Origin of the sequence: Rhodococcus sp. BP22, assembly GCF_014281965.1 — a bacterium.
Lineage (GTDB): Bacteria > Actinomycetota > Actinomycetes > Mycobacteriales > Mycobacteriaceae > Rhodococcoides.
On sequence record NZ_JACFTB010000001.1, the window covers coordinates 99,225 to 118,237 of the forward strand.

Sequence of the window (19,013 nt, forward strand, 5' to 3'; positions counted from 1 at the left end):
ACCAGTTGCGAAAACTCGGATAGTCGAGAGGTCAGTGGCCCATGCCGAGACCGCCGTCGACAGGAATGACCGCGCCCGAGACGTACGCGGCGTCCTCTGAGGCAAGCCAACTGACGACGCCTGCAACCTCATCCGTCTTACCCTTGCGACCAAGCGGAATAGCGCTGACAGCCATCTCTTGGTACTTCTCGTCCAACGCCTGAGTCATCTCCGTGTCGATGAAGCCGGGAGCGACGACATTCGCCGTGATCGACCGGGACCCCAGCTCACGGGTGAGCGACCGAGCAAGCCCGATGACGCCGGCCTTCGACGCCGCATAGTTGGCTTGCCCGGGAGTTCCTGCCAGAGCCACGACGGATCCGATGAAAATGAAGCGGCCGTAACGGGCACGGAGCATCGAGCGGCTGGCGCGCTTGGCGACTCGGAAGGCGCCGGTCAGGTTCGCGTCGATCACCCGAGAGAACTGATCCTCGCTCATTCTCATGATCAGGGTGTCGTCGGTGATGCCGGCGTTCGACACCAGAACCTCGACCGGTCCGTGCTTCGCTTCGACCTCCTTGAAGGCGGCGTCGATCGACTCGGAATCGGTGACGTCACAGACAACACCGAACAGGCCGTCGGGCACCCCGGAACCACGATGCGTCACGGCCACCTTGTGGCCGTCCTCCGCAAGTCTCTGAGCGATGGACAGACCGATACCTCGGTTCCCTCCGGTGACAAGTACCGATCGAGCAATGAAGTCTGGTTTGGACATGCCTGCAACCTATCTGTTCGTCCCGGAATGACAAAGCGAAACTTACTGGTGAGTAATAACAGGGGATCAGGGCAATCGTTGCCGAAGAACCAAAGCCGTGCCCAAACCCAATGCGGTGAGTACGACTCCGAGAATCAACCACGGACGGCTGGCATCTCCACGGGTGATCTCGAACCCGATCTGCTCCTCCAACGTGTCGTACACCGCGCGCAGTTCTTCGAGTGAGGACGCAGTGAAGAAGCTCCCACCGGAAAGATCGGCAATCTCCCGCAAGGACGGATCATCGACTGGAACCGGAACTCGTTCGACTCCCGACTCGTCTTCGATATCGACTGTCCCATAACTCGTTCCGAACGAGATTGTGGAGATCGGTACGTTCTTGTCCTTCGCGGCGCGCGCGGCAGTGTATCCACCCCGCGGATCGTCAGGGCTCTCCGGGACGGTCTGCTTACCATCGGACAACAAGACGATTCGAGCGGGCGGGGCCGCATCGCCGCCACCGAGAACGGCTCCCAGCGTGTCGATCGACTGCAGGGAGGTGAAAATAGCCTCGCCAGTGGCCGTGCGTTCGCTCAATTGCAGTTTGTCGATGGCCGCCTTGGTCGCTTCTCGATTGGCGGTCGGAGATACGAGCACCGACGCCGTCCCAGCAAAAGCCACGAGTCCGAGGTTGATACCTGGAGTCAGCCCTTCGGCGAACGACTTTCCTGCCTCCTGTGCAGCAGCCAACCGAGACGGTTCGACGTCCGTTGCCTCCATAGACAACGACACGTCGATCACGAGTATCACCGTCGCGCGGTTTCGCGGCACCTTTTGATCAGCAGTCGGGCCCGCCAACGCAATTGTCAGCACGAGCAAACCGGCCAGGATCAGTGCAGTCGGCACGTGGCGCCAGTAACCCGGCCGCGTCGGCGCCACTTTCTCCAACAGTTCCATGTTCGAGAACCGCAAAGTGTGTTTGTGGCGACGACGCTGCGCCAATACGTAACCGACGACCAAACCGGCAACAACGAGCACGAACAGCAGCCACCACGGTGAGGTGAACTCGGACAGACTCACCGGCGACCTGCCCGAGCCGAATTGACTGCACTGGAACCGAGAGTGTGTCGGCGTGAAGAAACGAACCGGACGACGTCCGCTATCCAGTCGCCGTCGGTTCGAAGTGTCAGGCGCGGAGCGCCACATCGACGAAGCGCACGCTCCACGTCCTCGCGATGAGACGCGGCGGCTTCGGCGAAATCGGCACGCAACCGCGGCGTCGTGCTGAATTCACGGGTGCGACCGGTTTCGGGGTCGTGTAGGACCACATCCCCGACATCTGGTAGTTCGAGGTCCCGAGGATCGAGTACTTCCACTGCCAACACATCGTGTCGTGCAGAGATCGCTCGCAGCGATCGCTCCCAGTCGATCGGCCCGAGAAAATCACTGATCACCACTGCCATCCCCCGCCTGCGTTGGGGGCGGCGGAGCGCCTCGATGGCCTCGCGAAGATTTCCTCGCACACCGTCGGCAGCACTGGGCATCGTCGCGATGGTCCGCAGCAACGTCTGCGAGTGGATTCGGCCACCCCTGGCCGGGATCCGAGTCGTCTGTGCCCCAGTAGCAACCACAGCACCGACACGATTACCACCGCCGCTGGTCAAGTGCGTGATTGCGGCGGCTGCTGCGACAGCCAGATCTCGCTTCTCGCATCCCGTCGTACCGAAATCGAGACTGCCCGACAGATCGACGACCATCCAGGTTTCCAGCTCGCGATCGGCAACAGACTGACGAACGTGTGGATGAGTCGTCCGAGCAGTCACAGACCAGTCCATCTGTCGGACGTCGTCGCCAGGCTGGTACTCCCGCGCGTCGCCGGGCTCGGAACCAGGTCCCGGAATCAACCCGAGGTGGTCACCGTGCAGCACGCCGTCGAGACGACGGCGGACTGTCAACTCCAAGGTGCGCAACGCCGCAGCGAGTGTGGGGTCACGTAGTTCACCGCTCCGGAACGACGGGGGCCGCGAGTCGGGTGTCCGACCCGTCCCGCGGGCAAGTGCCCCGCTCACTGCTGCTGGCTACCCACGGCTGGGGAACTCCCCGCGGATTTGTCCAGGGATGGCGCTGGACCGGGATGTCCTTGTTGCACGCCTGGGTTGAATCCCTGCTGCGGTACACCCTGCTGCGGTACACCCTGCTGTGGCGTCCCTTGCTGCGGCGCCGCGCCTTGGTTCGCCGGTTGCTGCGGGACGAACGGCGCTTGGGGGGCCTGCTGCGCACCGACCGCTTGAGGTGCCACCTGGGGAAGACCCACCGCCTGCAATACCCGAGTGATCACATCTTCCGGAGTCACCTCGTCGGCGAGTGCGTCGTAGGACAGGACGAGTCGGTGACGGAGAACGTCGGGGATCACTTCGAGCACGTCCTGCGGCACCACGTAGTCACGTCCTCGCACCAGGGCAAGGGCCCGCGATGCCGCGATGATTCCGAGAGTTGCTCGCGGCGACGCACCGTAGGCGATCCAACTTGCGACGTCGTCGAGACCAAGTTGTTCCGGCGTTCTCGTCGCGGCGATGACGCGGACGACATAGTCGACGAGTGCGTGATGAACGAATACCGAACTCGCGACGTTTTGGAGCCGCACCAACTCCTCTGGATCGAGGATCTGCTTCGGAGTCGGGACTGCGGTGCCCATCCGGTAGACGATTTCGCGTTCTTCCTCGACCGAGGGGTAGTCGACGACGATCTTGAACAAGAACCGGTCACGCTGAGCTTCAGGAAGGGGATAGACACCTTCGTTCTCGATCGGGTTCTGTGTCGCCATGACAAGAAATGGGTCGGGCATCGGGAACGTGTGACCACCGATGGACACTTGCCGCTCCGCCATAACTTCCAGCAATGCGGACTGTACTTTGGCGGGCGCGCGGTTGATCTCGTCGGCCAGCACGAAGTTGGCAACGACCGGGCCTAGTTCGGTGTCGAATTCTTCGCGACCCTGCCGGTAGATGCGGGTACCGATCAGGTCGGTGGGCACCAGGTCGGGTGTGAATTGAACGCGAGAGAACGTTCCACCGACAACCTTGGCAAAAGTTTCCACGGCAAGCGTCTTCGCCACTCCAGGCACTCCTTCGAGGAGTACGTGACCGCGTGCAAGAAGCCCTACGAGGATTCTTTCGACCAATCGATCCTGGCCGACGATCACCCGCTTGACCTCGTACACGGCCTTCTCGAGGATCTGCACATCATGTGCGAGCCCCGCCGCATCGGTGCGGCCTGATCCATTCCCGCCCGAGACGCCGCCCTTGGACATGCTGCCGTTCGACCCGCTGTCCTGCGAGACGCTGCCGTTCGCTTCGGCGCCGTCACGTGATGTCACCAAGAATTCACCGCTTCCAATCGAATCACTTCTCGGGCACGTTCGGTATCGACCATCGACTATTTCAGACGATGACTACTTGCGCCGTGGGGCCGCCCCCCAAGGCTACCGATGTCTCCTGTGGGGCGAGCCTACCGAGTGGCCCCCGAAGAATTCTGTCAGGACACCATACGTACTGCATACGGCGTCATACCGTCGTATCGAACGGACGAAATCTTCACGATGTCGCCGGATTGCGGGGCTTCCAGCATCTTCCCGTCGCCCAGATACAACGCAACGTGCTGACTGGCGTTCGGTCCATAGAAGATCATGTCCCCGCGCTTCATGTTGGAGGATGGGACCTGTTTGCCTGCAGTGTATTGATAGCCCGTGTAGTGAGGCAGCGAGATGCCGAGTCCCCCGAACGCGTAGATCATCAATCCGGAACAGTCGAAGCCCACCTTGTTGTAGTCGCCGTAGCTATCGGCCACTCCCCCGTCCCGGATACCTTTCGTCGGTCCGTTTTCGTCGCCGCCACCCCAGGAGTACGGGACGCCCAGCTGAGACATTCCGCGGTCTATGGCGAGTTCGACTGCTGCACTGCCGGTGAGCGACGAATTCGATTGACCTGAGCTTCGCGGCTTCTTCGGTGTCGTGGTCGTTGTGGTACCCGTGCTGTCGGCAGAGTCGCCGCCGGTGGAGTCGCTGCCGACAGAGTCCTGATCTTCGTCGATATCGGTGTGGGATCGTTGACCTGCTGCTGCGGCCGCTGCAGCCGCACTTGCAGCCTGGTTCGCTGCAACCCTCGCAGCGGCTTGAACTGCCGCTTGCTTCGCTGCTGCCGCCGCAGCAGCAATCGCCGCGTCTTCGGCTGCTTTCTGTGACTCCCAGGTCGAGTATGCGACGCGCTGATCGGCAAGTCCCGCCACGTTCGATCGTGCGGAATCGAGCTGACTCTGCGCGGAGTCGCGCTCGCTCTCGATCGCAGCCTTCTGTTCTGCCTGGGCTTGCAACGCAGCGCGGGCTGTCGCTATCGCTTCCTCGGCATCTGCTTTCTTGGACTCTGCTGTCGAGGCTGCGGCATCGGCTTGTTGTTTGGACTCGCGAGCGGCGGAGTCACGGTTGGCCTGTTCGGTCCTGGCCCGCTGGAGACCGTCGAGCACAGCGTTCTGGCTGTTCGACAGAACCTTCAGCACCTGCGCACGGTCGAGAACGTCGTCCGGTCCACTCGATCCGAGGAACGAGGACACCGAGGCGACACCTGTGCCCTGGGTATAACTCGACACGGCGAAGTTGTTGAACTTCTGCTGTGCCGCCTGGATTTGAACACCTGCATCGGTGAGAGCCTGCTGAGCAACGACCACGAGTTGGGCAGCTACGTCAGCGGCGTCCCGAGCATTCTGAAGGTCGACGAGGGCCTTGTTGACGTCCTCGCGTTTGATCGCCACATCGGCATCGAGTTGGGCGAGCTGTTGGTTTGCAGACGCGACTTGGTTGATCAACGAACCCACGGCACCGAGCTGTTGCTCTACCGCGGATCCCGCGGCGGCAAGGTCGGAGTCGGATGGGTTGGGCGGCGGCGGCGGAACAGCGACGGCGGCGCCGGACGCCCCACTTATCAACGCAACAACCATTCCGGCCCCAACGAACATTCTCGCCGTGTTGGAGAACGCGCAGCTGCGTGTCCCGCGGAATGCTCGTCGCCTCAAAGTTGTCTCCCTCTGGTCCGGCGCTCGCGACGTTCTCTCGTTCGTCGACGCCGGACGAGAGGACCCAGCACCCACATCGGGTGCCGGAAATCACGCTCACCGGGCAGGGAGGAAGCACGCAGCATCACCACAGGTGTAGACCACGTCGGTCCCACCCGAAGCAGGCGTCACCCGAGGCAACTCGGATAGACCTCTGCCTTCTGCGACACTCCTTCCCCAGCAGTGCCAATGGCACCGTACGACACTTTGCACACTAAAGAAACTCCAGTCACAAAGAACACATATGTAATTCGACCAGCACAAATGAGCTGAACTCGGTGTTTACGCGAAAGCAATTTTTTCGACTTTTTTCGCCATACGACGAACGCCCCGACCAGATGGTCGAGGCGTTCGTTCCTGCAGTATCCGGCAGAGTCGATTTTCAGCGCTCGGTGGCAGACTCACCAGAAGAGTTGCTCGGTTCGGAGGCCTGCGTGTGCCGCTCCGCCTCGCGGAGCCCTGATGTCGAGATACTCCGCGCCTTGTGACGCCGGATCTTCGCTACTGCAGTTGCTGCTGCCACCGCCGTGACGAGAACCAGGATGAGACCCGTGATCAGACCCCACGGGGTCTGCGGGCCGACGAGCGTATCGACGAAATTGTCGGCTCCCACGACCGGATTTCCAGTATAGGTGCGATCTTGCCCAGCCTCGAGAGTCACTCGACTGACTGTGTCGCTGAAGGACCCCACCTGACCTGGACTCAAGACAAGGACTGTGCCGCCGTCCTGGGTCCCGACCGCTGTCGCGAGATCACGCAACTGAGAATCGTGAACGGGGTCCTTTTCCATGACCACGATGCCGAGATCGACTCCGTGCTCTTCAGCACGCTGGACTACGGCCTGCAGATCGCTCCGAAGTGCCGAAGGCGCACTGACACCGGACTCGGCGATGTCGGCCACGATCGAATCGATGTCTGTGCCGGGCGGGACTTCGGCGGCCAGCGGAACAAAAGCAAGAATCGGATCAGGCATCTCTCGTCCAGTCGCAATAGCGGAGTCGGTGGGTGGCGGTCGTTACCGAAGAGTACGAGCGGCCCGTCCGAACCCTACGTCACCGACACCTACCGGGACCGCATTGGACACTCACCGCACGGCCCGTAGTGAGGTTGCCCTGCATTGCGAAGGTAGTGCCACTGCGTGAGGATTGTCGGTGCAGGGCACGCCGGCGCAGCATCAGGCCTGCCCTCAGGGTTTCACAGGACAAGCGTACTGTTAGACTTACAACGAGGCGTTCGGCGCACCGTTCGGTCGCGTAGAAGGTCTCGCTTCAACCGTCGACACAGCCCCGTCGGCGGTGTGCCTCATAGACGAGTGGAGCTGAAGTGACCGCTAGTAATAACTCATTCGGTGCAAAGGGCACCCTCGAGGTCGGAAAGAACTCCTACGAGATCTTCCGTCTGTCGGCCTTGCCCGGCGCCGAAAAGTTGCCATATGCACTGAAAGTCCTCGCGGAGAACCTCCTTCGCACCGAGGACGGTGCCAACATCACCGCCGACCATATCCGTTCGATCGCTTCGTGGGATCCGTCCGCGGACCCGAGCATCGAAATCCAGTTCACCCCAGCTCGTGTCATCATGCAGGACTTCACCGGCGTGCCATGCATCGTCGACCTGGCAACCATGCGCGAAGCCGTGACCACACTGGGCGGCGACCCGAGCAAGGTCAACCCGCTCTCTCCTGCCGACATGGTCATCGACCACTCGGTGATTCTCGACGTGTTCGGTCGCGCCGACGCCCTCGAGCGCAACGTCGACCTCGAGTACGAGCGCAACGGCGAGCGCTACCAGTTCCTTCGGTGGGGACAGGGCGCATTCGACGACTTCAAGGTCGTTCCCCCCGGCATGGGTATCGTGCACCAGGTCAATATCGAGTACCTGGCACCGACCGTCATGACCCGCAACGGCCAGGCGTATCCCGACACTTGCGTCGGCACCGATTCACACACCACGATGGTCAACGGCCTGGGAGTGTTGGGTTGGGGCGTCGGCGGAATCGAAGCCGAAGCAGCAATGCTCGGCCAGCCCGTCTCGATGCTCATCCCCCGCGTCGTCGGCTTCAAGCTCTCCGGCGAGATTCAGCCCGGCGTGACCGCAACCGACGTCGTCCTCACCGCGACCGAAATGCTCCGTAAGCACGGCGTCGTAGGCAAGTTCGTGGAGTTCTACGGCAAGGGCGTTGCAGAGGTACCTCTGGCCAACCGAGCAACGCTGGGCAACATGAGCCCCGAGTTCGGTTCCACCGCGGCGATCTTCCCGATCGACGGGGAGACCATCAACTACCTGCGCCTGACCGGACGCAGCGACGAGCAGCTGGCGCTCGTCGAGGCGTACGCCAAAGAACAGGGCATGTGGCACGACCCGGAGAACGAGCCCGTGTACTCCGAGTACATCGAGCTCGACCTCAACACCGTCGTTCCGTCCATTGCAGGACCGAAGCGCCCCCAGGACCGAATCCTGTTGTCGGAGTCCAAGCCTGCCTTCCGCAGGGACATCCACAACTACGTCGATGAGAGCCACGCTGCACACGAAGGCGACAGCAAGCTCGACGAGGCGCTCAACGAGTCGTTCCCGGCGAGCGACCCCGCTTCCCTGTCCTTCACCGAGGACGCAGCCGTCGCCGTCCAGTCCGCCGCATACGGCTCCGACGGTCGTCCGAGCAAGCCGATCACCGTCAAGTCCGAAGAGGGCGCCGAGTTCGTCCTCGACCATGGCGCGGTCGTCGTCGCAGGCATCACCTCCTGCACCAATACCTCGAACCCGTCGGTCATGCTCGGCGCTGCACTGCTCGCACGCAACGCCGTCGACAAGGGCTTGACTACCAAGCCGTGGGTCAAGACCAACATGGCGCCCGGTTCCCAGGTGGTCACCGACTACTACGAGAAGGCCGGCCTGTGGCCGTACCTCGAGAAGCTTGGCTACTACCTCGGTGGCTACGGATGCACAACCTGCATCGGCAACACCGGTCCTCTCGCAGAGCCGATCTCGAAAGCGATCAACGACAACGACCTTTCGGTCACTGCAGTTCTCTCCGGTAACCGAAACTTCGAAGGCCGGATCTCCCCCGACGTAAAGATGAACTACTTGGCGTCTCCGCCGCTCGTCATCGCATACGGCCTCGCCGGCACGATGGACTTCGACTTCGAGACCGATTCGCTCGGAAACGACCACGACGGCAAGCCTGTCTACTTGAAGGACATCTGGCCGTCCGCACAGGAGATCGACGACACGATCAAGTCGTCCATCAGCCAGGACATGTTCCGCAAGTCGTACAAGACGATCTTCGACGGAGACAGTCGCTGGCAGAACCTCTCGACCCCCGAGGGCGACACGTTCGCGTGGGACGAGAAGTCCACTTACGTGCGCAAGCCCCCGTACTTCGACGGTATGACGATGGATCCGGAGCCGGTCAAGGACATCAAGGGCGCTCGCGTCCTTGCACTGCTGGGAGATTCGGTCACCACCGACCACATCAGCCCGGCCGGCCCGATCAAGGCCGGAACGCCTGCTGCCCAGTACTTGGACTCGCATGGCGTCGAGCGCAAGGACTACAACTCGCTGGGTTCGCGCCGCGGCAACCACGAGGTCATGATTCGTGGAACGTTCGCGAACATCCGCCTGAAGAACCAGCTCCTCGATGACGTTTCGGGCGGTTACACCCGTGACTTCACCCTGGAAGGTGGACCGCAGGCATTCATCTACGATGCTTCGCAGAACTACCAGGCTGCGGGCATTCCGCTCGTGGTCCTCGGTGGCAAGGAGTACGGTAGCGGCTCCTCACGTGACTGGGCAGCCAAGGGAACCAGCCTGCTCGGCGTGAAGGCCGTCATCACAGAGTCCTTCGAGCGTATCCACCGCTCCAACCTCATCGGGATGGGCGTTGTGCCGCTTCAGTTCCCGGTTGGCGAAAGCGCAGCATCGCTGAAGCTCGACGGTACCGAGACATTCGATATCGTCGGCGTCGAGAAGCTGAACGAGGGTGTCACACCCAAGACGATGGCTGTCACCGCGACGAAGACCGACGGCACGAAGGTCGAATTCGACGCCGTGGTGCGCATCGACACCCCCGGTGAGGCGGACTACTACCGCAACGGCGGCATCTTGCAGTACGTCCTCCGCAATATGATCAGAGGCTAGGCACTTCTTTACGGCTCAGCGCTGGTGAGTGAACTCGACCAGTGAGCACGCAGAACGCGCACGACCACTTCGAGCCCGGTTCAGGCTCGAACAGACAGTGGGCGTGCGCGTTCTGCGCTTAAGGCGGGACCACGTATCAGCCGATGAAGGAGGCAGTGTGCCGAAGGTCAGTGAAGACCATTTGGCAGCACGACGTAGCGAGATTCTCGACGGCGCACGACGTTGCTTCGGTGAATTCGGCTACGAGGGTGCGACGGTCCGCCGCCTCGAGGAGACGACTGGCCTGTCCAGAGGCGCGATTTTTCACCACTTCAAGGACAAGGACGGGCTGTTTCTCGCGCTCGCGCAGGAAGATGCTCGGCGGATGGCAGAAGTGGCTGCTCGTCAAGGACTGGTTCAGGTCATGCGGGACATTCTCGAGCAACCCGATCGGTTCGAGTGGCTGGGTACTCGGCTGGAAATAGCCAGGCGCTTACGCACCGACCCGGAGTTCAGGAAGAGCTGGGCGGAGAAATCCTCGGAACTCACCGATGCAACCCTTGCCCGGCTGGAACGTCAGAAAACGGCAGGCAAACTGCGTGAAGACGTTCCGAAGGATGTGATGCACGATTATCTCGATCTCGTGCTCGACGGTCTTGTCGCTCGCATCGCCTCCGGTCAGGGAGGGCCCAACCTCTCGGCGGTACTGGACCTTGTCGAAGCATCGGTTCGCAGGCCCGACAGCGCTTAGCTTGATGTACAGCTAATCGGTGCGATGTGACTTCTGCCGATTAGGGCCGCCCCTCGAACGTAACGCGACACCCGATTCGGCCAGAATCTTGTGCACGAATCCATAGGATCTATTGAGATCGTGAGCGAGACTACGAATACTCGCCCCTGCGGAGTACTGCTCCTGCAGTGAGGCTCGCAGCCTCTCTCGCGATTCGCCGGTGATTCGTGCACCTTTACCGATGGGCGGATCCTCGGATTCGGCGAATAACCCTCGGGCCGGTAGTGGTGGCATGGCGTTCCTCCAGTCAGCGATACTTCACTCACCGAACACCCCCGCACGACCAGGGTAGAGGACGCCACACTCCGGCCACGAGCAAACCGATTATCAGGCCAGCTGAATCAGTTCCAGGTAGTCCTGTGACCAGTGGTCCTCGTTACCGTCGGGCAGCAGGATGACCCGCTCGGGTGACAGGGCTTCTGCCGCACCGGGGTCGTGAGTGACCAGCACGACGGCTCCCTTGTAGCTGCGGAGAGCATCGAGCACCTGTTCACGTGAAATCGGGTCGAGGTTGTTCGTCGGCTCGTCGAGAAGCAGGACGTTGGCAGCAGAGGACACAAGCCCGGCAAGTGCAAGTCTGGTCTTCTCACCGCCCGACAGCGTGCCTGCCGGCTGTTCCAGCTGCGGTCCGGTGAACATGAACGCCCCCAGCAACGAGCGCAACTCCTGCTCCCCCGTATCCGGAGCCGCATGGCGAATGTTCTCCCACACCGACGCGCGATCGTCGAGTGTGTCGTGCTCCTGTGCGAAGTATCCGACGCGTAACCCGTGGCCGGCGAGGATCTCACCTGCGTCGGACTTTTCGGTACCCGCCAGAATCCGGAGCAAGGTTGTCTTGCCCGCACCGTTGAGTCCGAGCACGACGACGCGGCTGCCGCGGTCGATGGCCAGATCGACTCCGGCAAAGATTTCCAAGGACCCGTACATCTTGGTGAGGTTTTTCGCCATGAGGGGGGTCTTGCCGCAGGGTGCAGGCTCAGGGAAGCGGATGTGTGCAACCTTGTCCGAGACGCGCTCGGCGTCGAGGTTTGCCATGAGCTTGTCGGCACGCTTTGCCATGTTCTGCGCGGCAACAGCTTTCGTGGCTTTCGCGCCCATCTTCGCGGCCTGCACGCGCAAGGCGCCTGCCTTCTTCTCCGCGTTGGCACGCTCACGCCGCCTGCGCTGCTCGTCGGTTGCCCGAGCATCGATGTACTTTTTCCAGTTCATGTTGTAGACATCGGCTTCACCGCGCACCGCATCGAGGAACCACACGCGGTTGACCACGTCGCTCAGAAGATCGACATCGTGGCTGATCACGATCAGTCCGCCATCGTGATTTTGCAGGAACCCCCGAAGCCAGGTGATGGAGTCGGCGTCGAGGTGGTTGGTGGGTTCGTCGAGCAGCAGTGTCGTGTCGGAACGTCCGCCGCTCCCGTCGGAGGCCGCGAACAGAATGCGTGCCAGTTCCACGCGCCGACGTTGGCCACCGGACAGCGTGCGCAGTGCTTGCGCGAGGATGCGATCGGCAAGTCCCAGGCTGTTGCAGATTCGCGCTGCTTCGCTCTCGGCTTCGTAGCCGCCCAGCGATGCGAATCGCTCCTCGAGCTCGCCGTACTTGCGGACCGCCTTGTCGAGAAGCACCTCGTCGGCGACCTCTGCCATCAACGCCTGCTGCTTCTCCATTTGATGCAACAAAGTGTCCAGTCCACGCGCGGAGAGAACTCGATCCCTGGCAAGCACATCGAGGTCACCCTCTTTCGGATCCTGTGGCAAGTATCCGAGATCGCCTGTACGAACGACGGTGCCCGCGTAGGGTTCGCCCTCACCCGCAAGGATCCTCAGCGTCGTGGTCTTGCCGGCTCCGTTACGGCCGACCAACCCGATACGGTCTCCGCCTTGTACGCGAAGTGCTGGTCCTTGAGTCGACAGCAACGTGCGGACACCGGCACGAACTTCCAAGTCGGTGGCGGTAATCACGCGGGTGCTCCTAGCTATAGCGGGCGAAGTTCGGCGTCTGGCCGTTTTCACGAGCGGTCGAGTCGCAGGCGGTAGCGAACGATGACTCGTCGAAGGTGCGCTGGGCCTGGCCCTGAAACCACTCATGGCCCATGAACCTCTCATTTTAACCCCTTGGGGGCCGTGCTACCGACCGTCCGAGCAGTGACACCGGTAACGTCTTGATTCATGACCGCCGCAAACACAGCCCCAGAACAGGATCTGACAGGCAAGGTGGCCCTCGTCACCGGTGCCAGCCGAGGAATCGGCAAGGCAATCGCCGCCGAACTGCTTGCTCGAGGCGCACGAGTAACGATCACCGCTCGCAAACCTGAACCGCTGGCCGAAGCGGCCCGCCAACTCGGCGAAGCCACAAGTAGCGGAACCGACAGGGTCCTTGCCATTGCAGGCAACGCCAGTGATGCCGACTCTCGTCGCGACTCGGTGGACAAGACGATCGAGGTATTCGGTTCGCTCGACATCTTGATCAACAACACCGGTATCAATCCTGTCTACGGTTCGCTGATGGACGCCGATCTCGACGGCGTCAAAAAAATCTTCGACACCAATGTTGTCGCCACATTGGGGTATATCCAGGAGGCCTACCGAGCCTGGATGGGAGCGCACGGTGGCGCGGTAGTGAACGTCGCGAGCGTCGCGGGCCTGCGCTCGACGGGCGTGATCGCTGCGTACGGCGCGTCCAAAGCGGCCCTGATCCGCTTGACCGAAGAACTCGCGTGGCAGCTGGGACCATCGATCCGAATCAACGCGGTCGCACCGGGCGTGGTGAAGACGAAGTTCGCCGAGGCGCTGGTGGCTGGAGGCGAGGAGCAAGCTGCCGCGGCATATCCGATGAAGCGGCTCGGATCCCCGGAAGACGTCGCAAGCCTCGTGGGATTTCTCGTGTCCGACGCATCGTCCTGGATCACCGGCGAAACTGTCCGAGTGGATGGCGGATTGCTGGCCACCGGCGGACTGTGAACGATTCAACGCTGTCCGAGGATGTCGCGGCGGACCTCGTCGTGGTCGGGCTCGGCCCGGCGGGTCGCGCCCTCTCACATCGAGCGTCCGCCGCTGGGGTCGACGTCGTAGCCATCGATCCTCATCCGAACAGGCGCTGGACCCCGACATATTCGGCCTGGTCGGACGAGCTTCCCCACTGGCTCCCCGCCACAGCCGTCGCATCGACCATCGCTCGTCCGGCGGCGTGGACTGTCCGACGTCACACGATCGATCGGACGTATTGCGTCCTCGACACCGCTGCGCTGCAACAGGTGCTCAGCGAAGGATCAGCTCGCGTACTCCGGGGAACAGCACTATCGGTGACCAAGGACGCCGTTCGTCTCGCCGACGGGAGAACCGTCACCGGACGCACGATTGTCGACGCGCGAGGATCTGCCGGCGTGGTTGGCCTCGCTGAACAGACGGCATACGGCATCATCGTCGATCGCTCTGCGGGCGTTGAGCTCCTCGAGGACACCAATGCTTGGTTCATGGACTGGCGATACGACAACGGCACGACACCGGAGGAGGTACCGAGCTTTTTGTATGCGGTCCCGCTCGACGAAGAACGAATTCTGCTCGAAGAGACCTGCCTTGTCGGAAGTCCGCCGCTGGGTCTCGATGTCCTACGAGATCGCCTGGCGAAACGACTACGCAACCGCGGCGCCCGCCCGACGGGAACCGAGCCGATCGAACGCGTCCGGTTCCCGGTACAACCGCCGACGCACCTGCGAGGTGAACGCGGCGCTGTGCGGTTCGGCGCGCGTTCCAGTCTCATGCACCCGGCCACCGGCTACAGCGTCGCAGCATCACTCGCCGCGGCCGACACCGTTGTAGGGACACTCCGCACCGGCAATTCCGTTCGCCCCCTTTCGGTTTGGGCGGTCCAACGTCTACGCAACCTCGGGCTCCGGACTGCACTGAACCTCGAACCCGAGCTGATCCCCCACTTCTTCGCCAGTTTCTTCGAGCTTCCGGTCGCCCAGCAGACCGCTTACTTGTCCAACCGAGCGGATCCACTCGCAACGATGAACGCAATGATGCGAATGTTTCCGACGCTGCCACCACGAGCTCGCATGGCGATAGCGCGAACGGTAGTGAATCCGCGGCGGGGAAACGGCCACGACAAGTCGACTCGATAACGCAACTCTCGACACAACACCCTTGCCTCGTGAATCATGAACCGCATGCGTTCCATATGGAAGGGATCTATCGCCTTCGGGCTCGTCAATGTGCCGGTGAAGGTGTACTCAGCGACGGAGACACACGACATTCGGTTCCATCAAGTGCACGCGAAAGACGGCGGTCGGATCAAATATGATCGCGTCTGCTCCGAATGCGGAAAATCGGTGCAGTTTGCCGACATCGACAAGGCGTACGACTCACCCGACGGTGAACGCGTCATCCTGACGGACGAAGACTTCGACAAGCTTCCTTCCGCCGAAAAACACGAGATCCCGGTTCTGGAATTCGTCCCCACCGAACAAATTGATCCCATCCTGTATGACAAGAGCTATTTCCTCGAGCCCGACTCTTCGTCGCCGAAGGCATATGTGCTGTTGCGACAGACACTCCTGGATACAGAACGCACAGCGCTGGTCCATTTCACCTTGCGGCAAAAGACACGACTTGCCGCATTGCGGGTTCGCGACAACACTCTCGTGATCCAGACATTGTTGTGGCCGGACGAGGTGCGGGCCGCGGAGTTCCCCTCGCTGGACGACGCACCCGATGCACGCCCTCAGGAAGTCAAGATGGCTACCTCGCTGGTGGAGAGCATGTCGGCAGATTTCGATCCCACGGAATACACCGACGATTATCAAATCGAACTACGCAAGCTGATCGACGATACGATCGAAAACGGCGGCGAGAAAGTCGTCCGGGTCGAGGACGAGACCTCCAGCGATGGCGAAGACGCCGAGGTCGTCGATTTGGTGGCTGCTCTCCAACGCAGCGTGGAGGCCGCGGGCAAGAACGCCAAGGCGGCACACTCGTCGTCCAATACCAAGACGGCCACGAACAAGGATGGGTCGGAGAAGAAAACTCCGCGGAAGAAGACTGCTGCAAAGAAAGCACCCGATAAAGAGGCTGTGCCGGCAAAACAAACTGCCGCCGACAAGTCGTCGAAGTCGACGCCGACTCGAAAAGGCGCATAACCGAACCTGCATCGAACAGAACCCTGCAGCTTCGTCGAGCTAGGACGCCTTCGAGCTCCGGTTGGTTCACCAGAACGTCCAGGAAATACTGGCCATACTGGTGAACCTACGCGTTGCTACCCCTCGCGAGAGAAGATCACACGGTAAAGCCGAGGGCCCTGAGCTGCTCACGTCCGTCGTCGGTGATCTTGTCCGGTCCCCAAGGCGGCATCCATACCCAGTTGATCTTCAGGTCGGCGCACAGACCACTTCTCACAAGCGCTCCACGCGCCTGATCTTCGATGACGTCTGTCAGCGGGCACGCAGCCGAAGTCAGCGTCATATCGACCGTGACGATGTCGTCGGCGTCGATATTGATGTCGTACACCAGACCGAGGTCGACGACGTTGATCCCCAGTTCGGGGTCGACCACATCGCGCATTGCCTCTTCGAGGTCTTCGAGAACCTTGATCTCATCCGGGGTAAGCGATGCAGGCACCGCCGTAGTCGACGACTCTGCCACGGCCGACCCTGCCACGTCGGTCTCCGGGGCGGCAGTGCCACCGTCCTGCGAATCGGTTGTCTGTGTCTGGGTCATACTTGTCCTCCGGATCGTGCGGGTACTGCGGGAGTCTCTTCTACTATTCGAACAACCGCATCCTTGAAAGCCATCCATCCGAGCAGCGCACACTTGACGCGGGCCGGATATTTGGACACTCCGACGAACGCGATTCCATCACCGATGACATCCTCGTCGCCATCCACGGTACCCCTGCTGCCGACCATTTCACTGAAGGCATCAACGACTCTCAACGCTTGCTCGACAGGTAGTCCGATGACCTGATCCGTCAGGACCGAAGTCGCGGCCTGACTGATCGAACAGCCCTGACCGTCGTATGACACATCAGTAACGATGCCGCCATCATCGATATTTACCCGCAATGTCACCTCGTCGCCGCAAGTCGGGTTCACGTGGTGGACCTCGGCTCCGAACGGCTCGCGAAGACCGCGCCCGTGCGGATGTTTGTAGTGGTCGAGAATGACCTCTTGATACATCTGTTCCATACGCATATCAGGCAGCACCCTTGGTCCCGAAGAATCTCTGGGCGTGCTCGATCGCGTAACCGAGCGCCTCGACTTCGTCGAGCGTGTTGTACAGAGCAAACGACGCCCTCGCAGTGGCTGCGACACCGAAACGACGGTGCAACGGCCACGCACAATGGTGCCCCACCCGAATCGCAACACCGTCATCATCGAGAATCTGACCGAGATCGTGTGCGTGGACGCCGTCGACGACGAACGACACCGCTGACCCTCGATCGATGTTTTCGGTCGGTCCGATCACTCGAACACCCTCGATTTTCGCGAGCATGTCGAGTGTCGCGCCGACGAGTACGTGCTCGTGCGCCGCAATTGCGTCCATGCCGATGGACTCGAGATATGCCACCGCTGCGCCGAGGCCGACCACCTGAGAAGCCATCGGTACGCCCGCTTCGAACCGCTGAGGCGGCGGCGCGTAGGTGGTCTTCTCCATCGTCACTGTCTCGATCATCGAACCGCCTGTCACGAAGGGCGGCATGGCATCGAGGAGTTCTGCCTTGCCGTACAACACGCCGACGCCCGAGGGCGCCAGCATCTTGTGACCCGAGAACGCCGCATAGTCGACATCAAGTGCATGAAAGTTGACGCTCATGTGAGGCACGGACTGGCATGCGTCGAGCACGACGAGCGCCCCGACCTCACGAGCCCGTCGAACGAGCTCGGCCACAGGTGACACCGCGCCCGTCACGTTCGACTGATGTGTGAACGCGACAACCTTGACTGCATCTGTGAGCTGCAGAGAATCGAGATCGATCCGCCCCTCGTCGGTCACGCCGAACCACCGCAGCGTGGCACCGGTTCGTCTGGCCAATTCCTGCCAGGGCACGAGGTTGGCATGATGCTCGAGTTCAGTGATCACGATTTCGTCGCCAGGTCCGACGTGGCGATCGAATCGATCGTCTCCGAGAACATAGGTGACGAGATTGAGAGCCTCGGTGGCGTTCTTGGTGAACACGAGTTCATCGGCATCCGCACCGACGAACGACGCAATAGCGGCGCGGGCGCCCTCGTACGCATCGGTCGCTTCTTCGGCGAGCTGATGTGCGCCACGATGGACCGCGGCGTTGCACGTCAGCAGAAATTCACGTTCTGCGTCGAGAACCTGGACCGGGCGCTGAGAGGTCGCGCCCGAGTCCAGGTACACCAACGGCTTACCGTCGCGAACCGTACGCGAGAGGATCGGAAAATCGGCACGGATCGAGCTGACATCCAATGCGCTGTTCGACAGTGCTGCTGGTGCAGCCATACTTACGCTCCTGTGGTCGCAGGCTGAGTGAAAGCGGTGTAGCCGTCGGCCTCCAGCTCGTCTGCCAACTCGGCTCCACCGGACTTCACGATCTCGCCATCGACGAACACGTGAACGAAGTCGGGCTTGATGTAGCGAAGAATCCGCGTGTAGTGCGTGATCAGCAGAACGCCGCCGTTCTCCCGTTCCTTGTACTTGTTGACACCCTCCGAAACGACTCGAAGCGCATCGACGTCGAGACCGGAGTCTGTCTCGTCGAGGATGGCGATCTTGGGCTTCAGCATTCCGAGCTGCAAGATCTCATGGCGCTTCTTCTCACCACCGGAAAAGCCTTCGTTGACGTTCCGCTCGAGGAAAGCCGGATCAATTTCGAGCTCGGAGAGCGCAGTCTTGGCTTCCTTGACCCAGTGCCGAAGCTTCGGGGCCTCACCTCGGACCGCCGTCGCAGCAGTGCGGAGGAAGTTCGACATCGATACTCCGGGAACCTCGACCGGGTACTGCATCGCGAGGAACAAACCTGCGCGAGCCCGCTCGTCGACGGTCATCGCGAGCACGTCTTCGCCGTCGAGCGTGATGGTGCCCGAGGTGACTGCGTACTTCGGGTGACCGGCGATGGCGTAGGACAACGTCGACTTGCCGGATCCGTTGGGGCCCATGATCGCGTGTGTTTCACCGGACTTCACGGTCAGGTTCACACCCTTGAGGATGTTGATGGGCTCTGCGGTGGTATCAGAGTTTGCGACGCTGACGTGCAGGTCGCGGATTTCGAGCGTGGACATGAAATTTTCCTTACGAATGTCGAGAAGTACGGGA

17 protein-coding genes are annotated in these 19,013 nt (G+C 61.5%); 5 read left to right on the top strand and 12 right to left on the bottom strand.

Annotated features, from left to right (window positions below; all coding sequences use genetic code 11):
• Positions 1–31: 31 nt before the first annotated feature.
• The 6 genes from fabG1 to H2510_RS00455 all read right to left on the bottom strand — a co-directional run bounded on the left by fabG1 (position 32) and on the right by H2510_RS00455 (position 6,809).
• Entirely contained in the window at positions 32–754 is a 723-nt protein-coding gene (gene fabG1 / locus H2510_RS00430) for a 3-oxoacyl-ACP reductase FabG1 (RefSeq protein WP_136169040.1), read from the bottom strand.
• Between the two features lie 66 nt (positions 755–820).
• Complete coding sequence (locus H2510_RS00435) at positions 821–1,813, bottom strand: VWA domain-containing protein (RefSeq protein WP_186626467.1); 993 nt, start codon at positions 1,811–1,813, stop codon at positions 821–823.
• Positions 1,810–2,802 (bottom strand): DUF58 domain-containing protein, encoded by a 993-nt coding sequence (locus H2510_RS00440; RefSeq protein ID WP_186626468.1) that lies wholly within the window; start codon positions 2,800–2,802, stop codon positions 1,810–1,812. Before H2510_RS00440 ends, H2510_RS00435 begins: the two co-directional genes overlap by 4 nt.
• Positions 2,799–4,043: an AAA family ATPase gene (locus H2510_RS00445; protein WP_186627047.1), complete on the bottom strand. Its 1,245-nt coding sequence runs from the start codon at positions 4,041–4,043 to the stop codon at positions 2,799–2,801. Before H2510_RS00445 ends, H2510_RS00440 begins: the two co-directional genes overlap by 4 nt.
• Before the next feature lie 224 nt (positions 4,044–4,267).
• Positions 4,268–5,740 carry an NlpC/P60 family protein gene (locus H2510_RS00450; protein WP_186626469.1) on the bottom strand — a complete coding sequence of 491 codons (1,473 nt, stop codon included), beginning with the start codon at positions 5,738–5,740 and terminating at the stop codon, positions 4,268–4,270.
• A gap of 478 nt (positions 5,741–6,218) precedes the next feature.
• A complete protein-coding gene (locus H2510_RS00455; RefSeq protein ID WP_261392659.1) occupies positions 6,219–6,809 on the bottom strand; it encodes a DUF6676 family protein in 591 nt (196 codons plus the stop codon).
• A gap of 350 nt (positions 6,810–7,159) precedes the next feature.
• On the opposite strand from H2510_RS00455, the gene acnA reads away from it, so the two are divergent.
• On the top strand, positions 7,160–9,970 hold the full coding sequence (gene acnA, locus H2510_RS00460; protein WP_186626470.1) for an aconitate hydratase AcnA: 2,811 nt from the start codon (positions 7,160–7,162) through the stop codon (positions 9,968–9,970).
• Positions 9,971–10,127: 157 nt separating this feature from the next.
• Positions 10,128–10,700 (top strand): TetR/AcrR family transcriptional regulator, encoded by a 573-nt coding sequence (locus tag H2510_RS00465; protein ID WP_084349004.1) that lies wholly within the window; start codon positions 10,128–10,130, stop codon positions 10,698–10,700.
• Between the two features lie 12 nt (positions 10,701–10,712).
• On the opposite strand, the gene H2510_RS20595 is transcribed toward H2510_RS00465, so the two are convergent.
• On the bottom strand, positions 10,713–10,973 hold the full coding sequence (locus tag H2510_RS20595) for a helix-turn-helix domain-containing protein (protein WP_222438130.1): 261 nt from the start codon (positions 10,971–10,973) through the stop codon (positions 10,713–10,715).
• Between the two features lie 93 nt (positions 10,974–11,066).
• On the bottom strand, positions 11,067–12,698 hold the full coding sequence (locus tag H2510_RS00470) for an ABC-F family ATP-binding cassette domain-containing protein (protein ID WP_088943139.1): 1,632 nt from the start codon (positions 12,696–12,698) through the stop codon (positions 11,067–11,069).
• Between the two features lie 207 nt (positions 12,699–12,905).
• On the opposite strand from H2510_RS00470, the gene H2510_RS00475 reads away from it, so the two are divergent.
• Genes H2510_RS00475 through H2510_RS00485 form a run of 3 tightly spaced genes read left to right on the top strand, consistent with a single transcriptional unit; the run spans position 12,906 to position 15,874 of the window.
• Positions 12,906–13,697 (top strand): SDR family oxidoreductase, encoded by a 792-nt coding sequence (locus H2510_RS00475; RefSeq protein ID WP_186626471.1) that lies wholly within the window; start codon positions 12,906–12,908, stop codon positions 13,695–13,697.
• Positions 13,694–14,860 (top strand): lycopene cyclase family protein, encoded by a 1,167-nt coding sequence (locus tag H2510_RS00480; protein WP_315901144.1) that lies wholly within the window; start codon positions 13,694–13,696, stop codon positions 14,858–14,860. Before H2510_RS00475 ends, H2510_RS00480 begins: the two co-directional genes overlap by 4 nt.
• 45 nt (positions 14,861–14,905) lie before the next feature.
• Complete coding sequence (locus H2510_RS00485; RefSeq protein ID WP_186626472.1) at positions 14,906–15,874, top strand: Ku protein; 969 nt, start codon at positions 14,906–14,908, stop codon at positions 15,872–15,874.
• A gap of 136 nt (positions 15,875–16,010) precedes the next feature.
• Here H2510_RS00485 and H2510_RS00490 read toward each other — a convergent pair whose 3' ends face one another.
• Genes H2510_RS00490 through sufC form a run of 4 tightly spaced genes read right to left on the bottom strand, consistent with a single transcriptional unit; the run spans position 16,011 to position 18,979 of the window.
• Positions 16,011–16,451, bottom strand: a complete 441-nt coding sequence (locus H2510_RS00490) for a metal-sulfur cluster assembly factor (RefSeq protein ID WP_186626473.1) — start codon at positions 16,449–16,451, stop codon at positions 16,011–16,013.
• Complete coding sequence (gene sufU / locus H2510_RS00495; RefSeq protein WP_088943291.1) at positions 16,448–16,924, bottom strand: Fe-S cluster assembly sulfur transfer protein SufU; 477 nt, start codon at positions 16,922–16,924, stop codon at positions 16,448–16,450. The genes H2510_RS00490 and sufU overlap by 4 nt, the downstream gene beginning before the upstream one ends.
• 1 nt (position 16,925) lies before the next feature.
• Entirely contained in the window at positions 16,926–18,200 is a 1,275-nt protein-coding gene (locus H2510_RS00500) for a cysteine desulfurase (RefSeq protein ID WP_186626474.1), read from the bottom strand.
• A 2-nt stretch (positions 18,201–18,202) separates the two neighbouring features.
• Positions 18,203–18,979 (bottom strand): Fe-S cluster assembly ATPase SufC, encoded by a 777-nt coding sequence (gene sufC, locus H2510_RS00505; protein ID WP_088943142.1) that lies wholly within the window; start codon positions 18,977–18,979, stop codon positions 18,203–18,205.
• Positions 18,980–19,013: the final 34 nt, after the last annotated feature.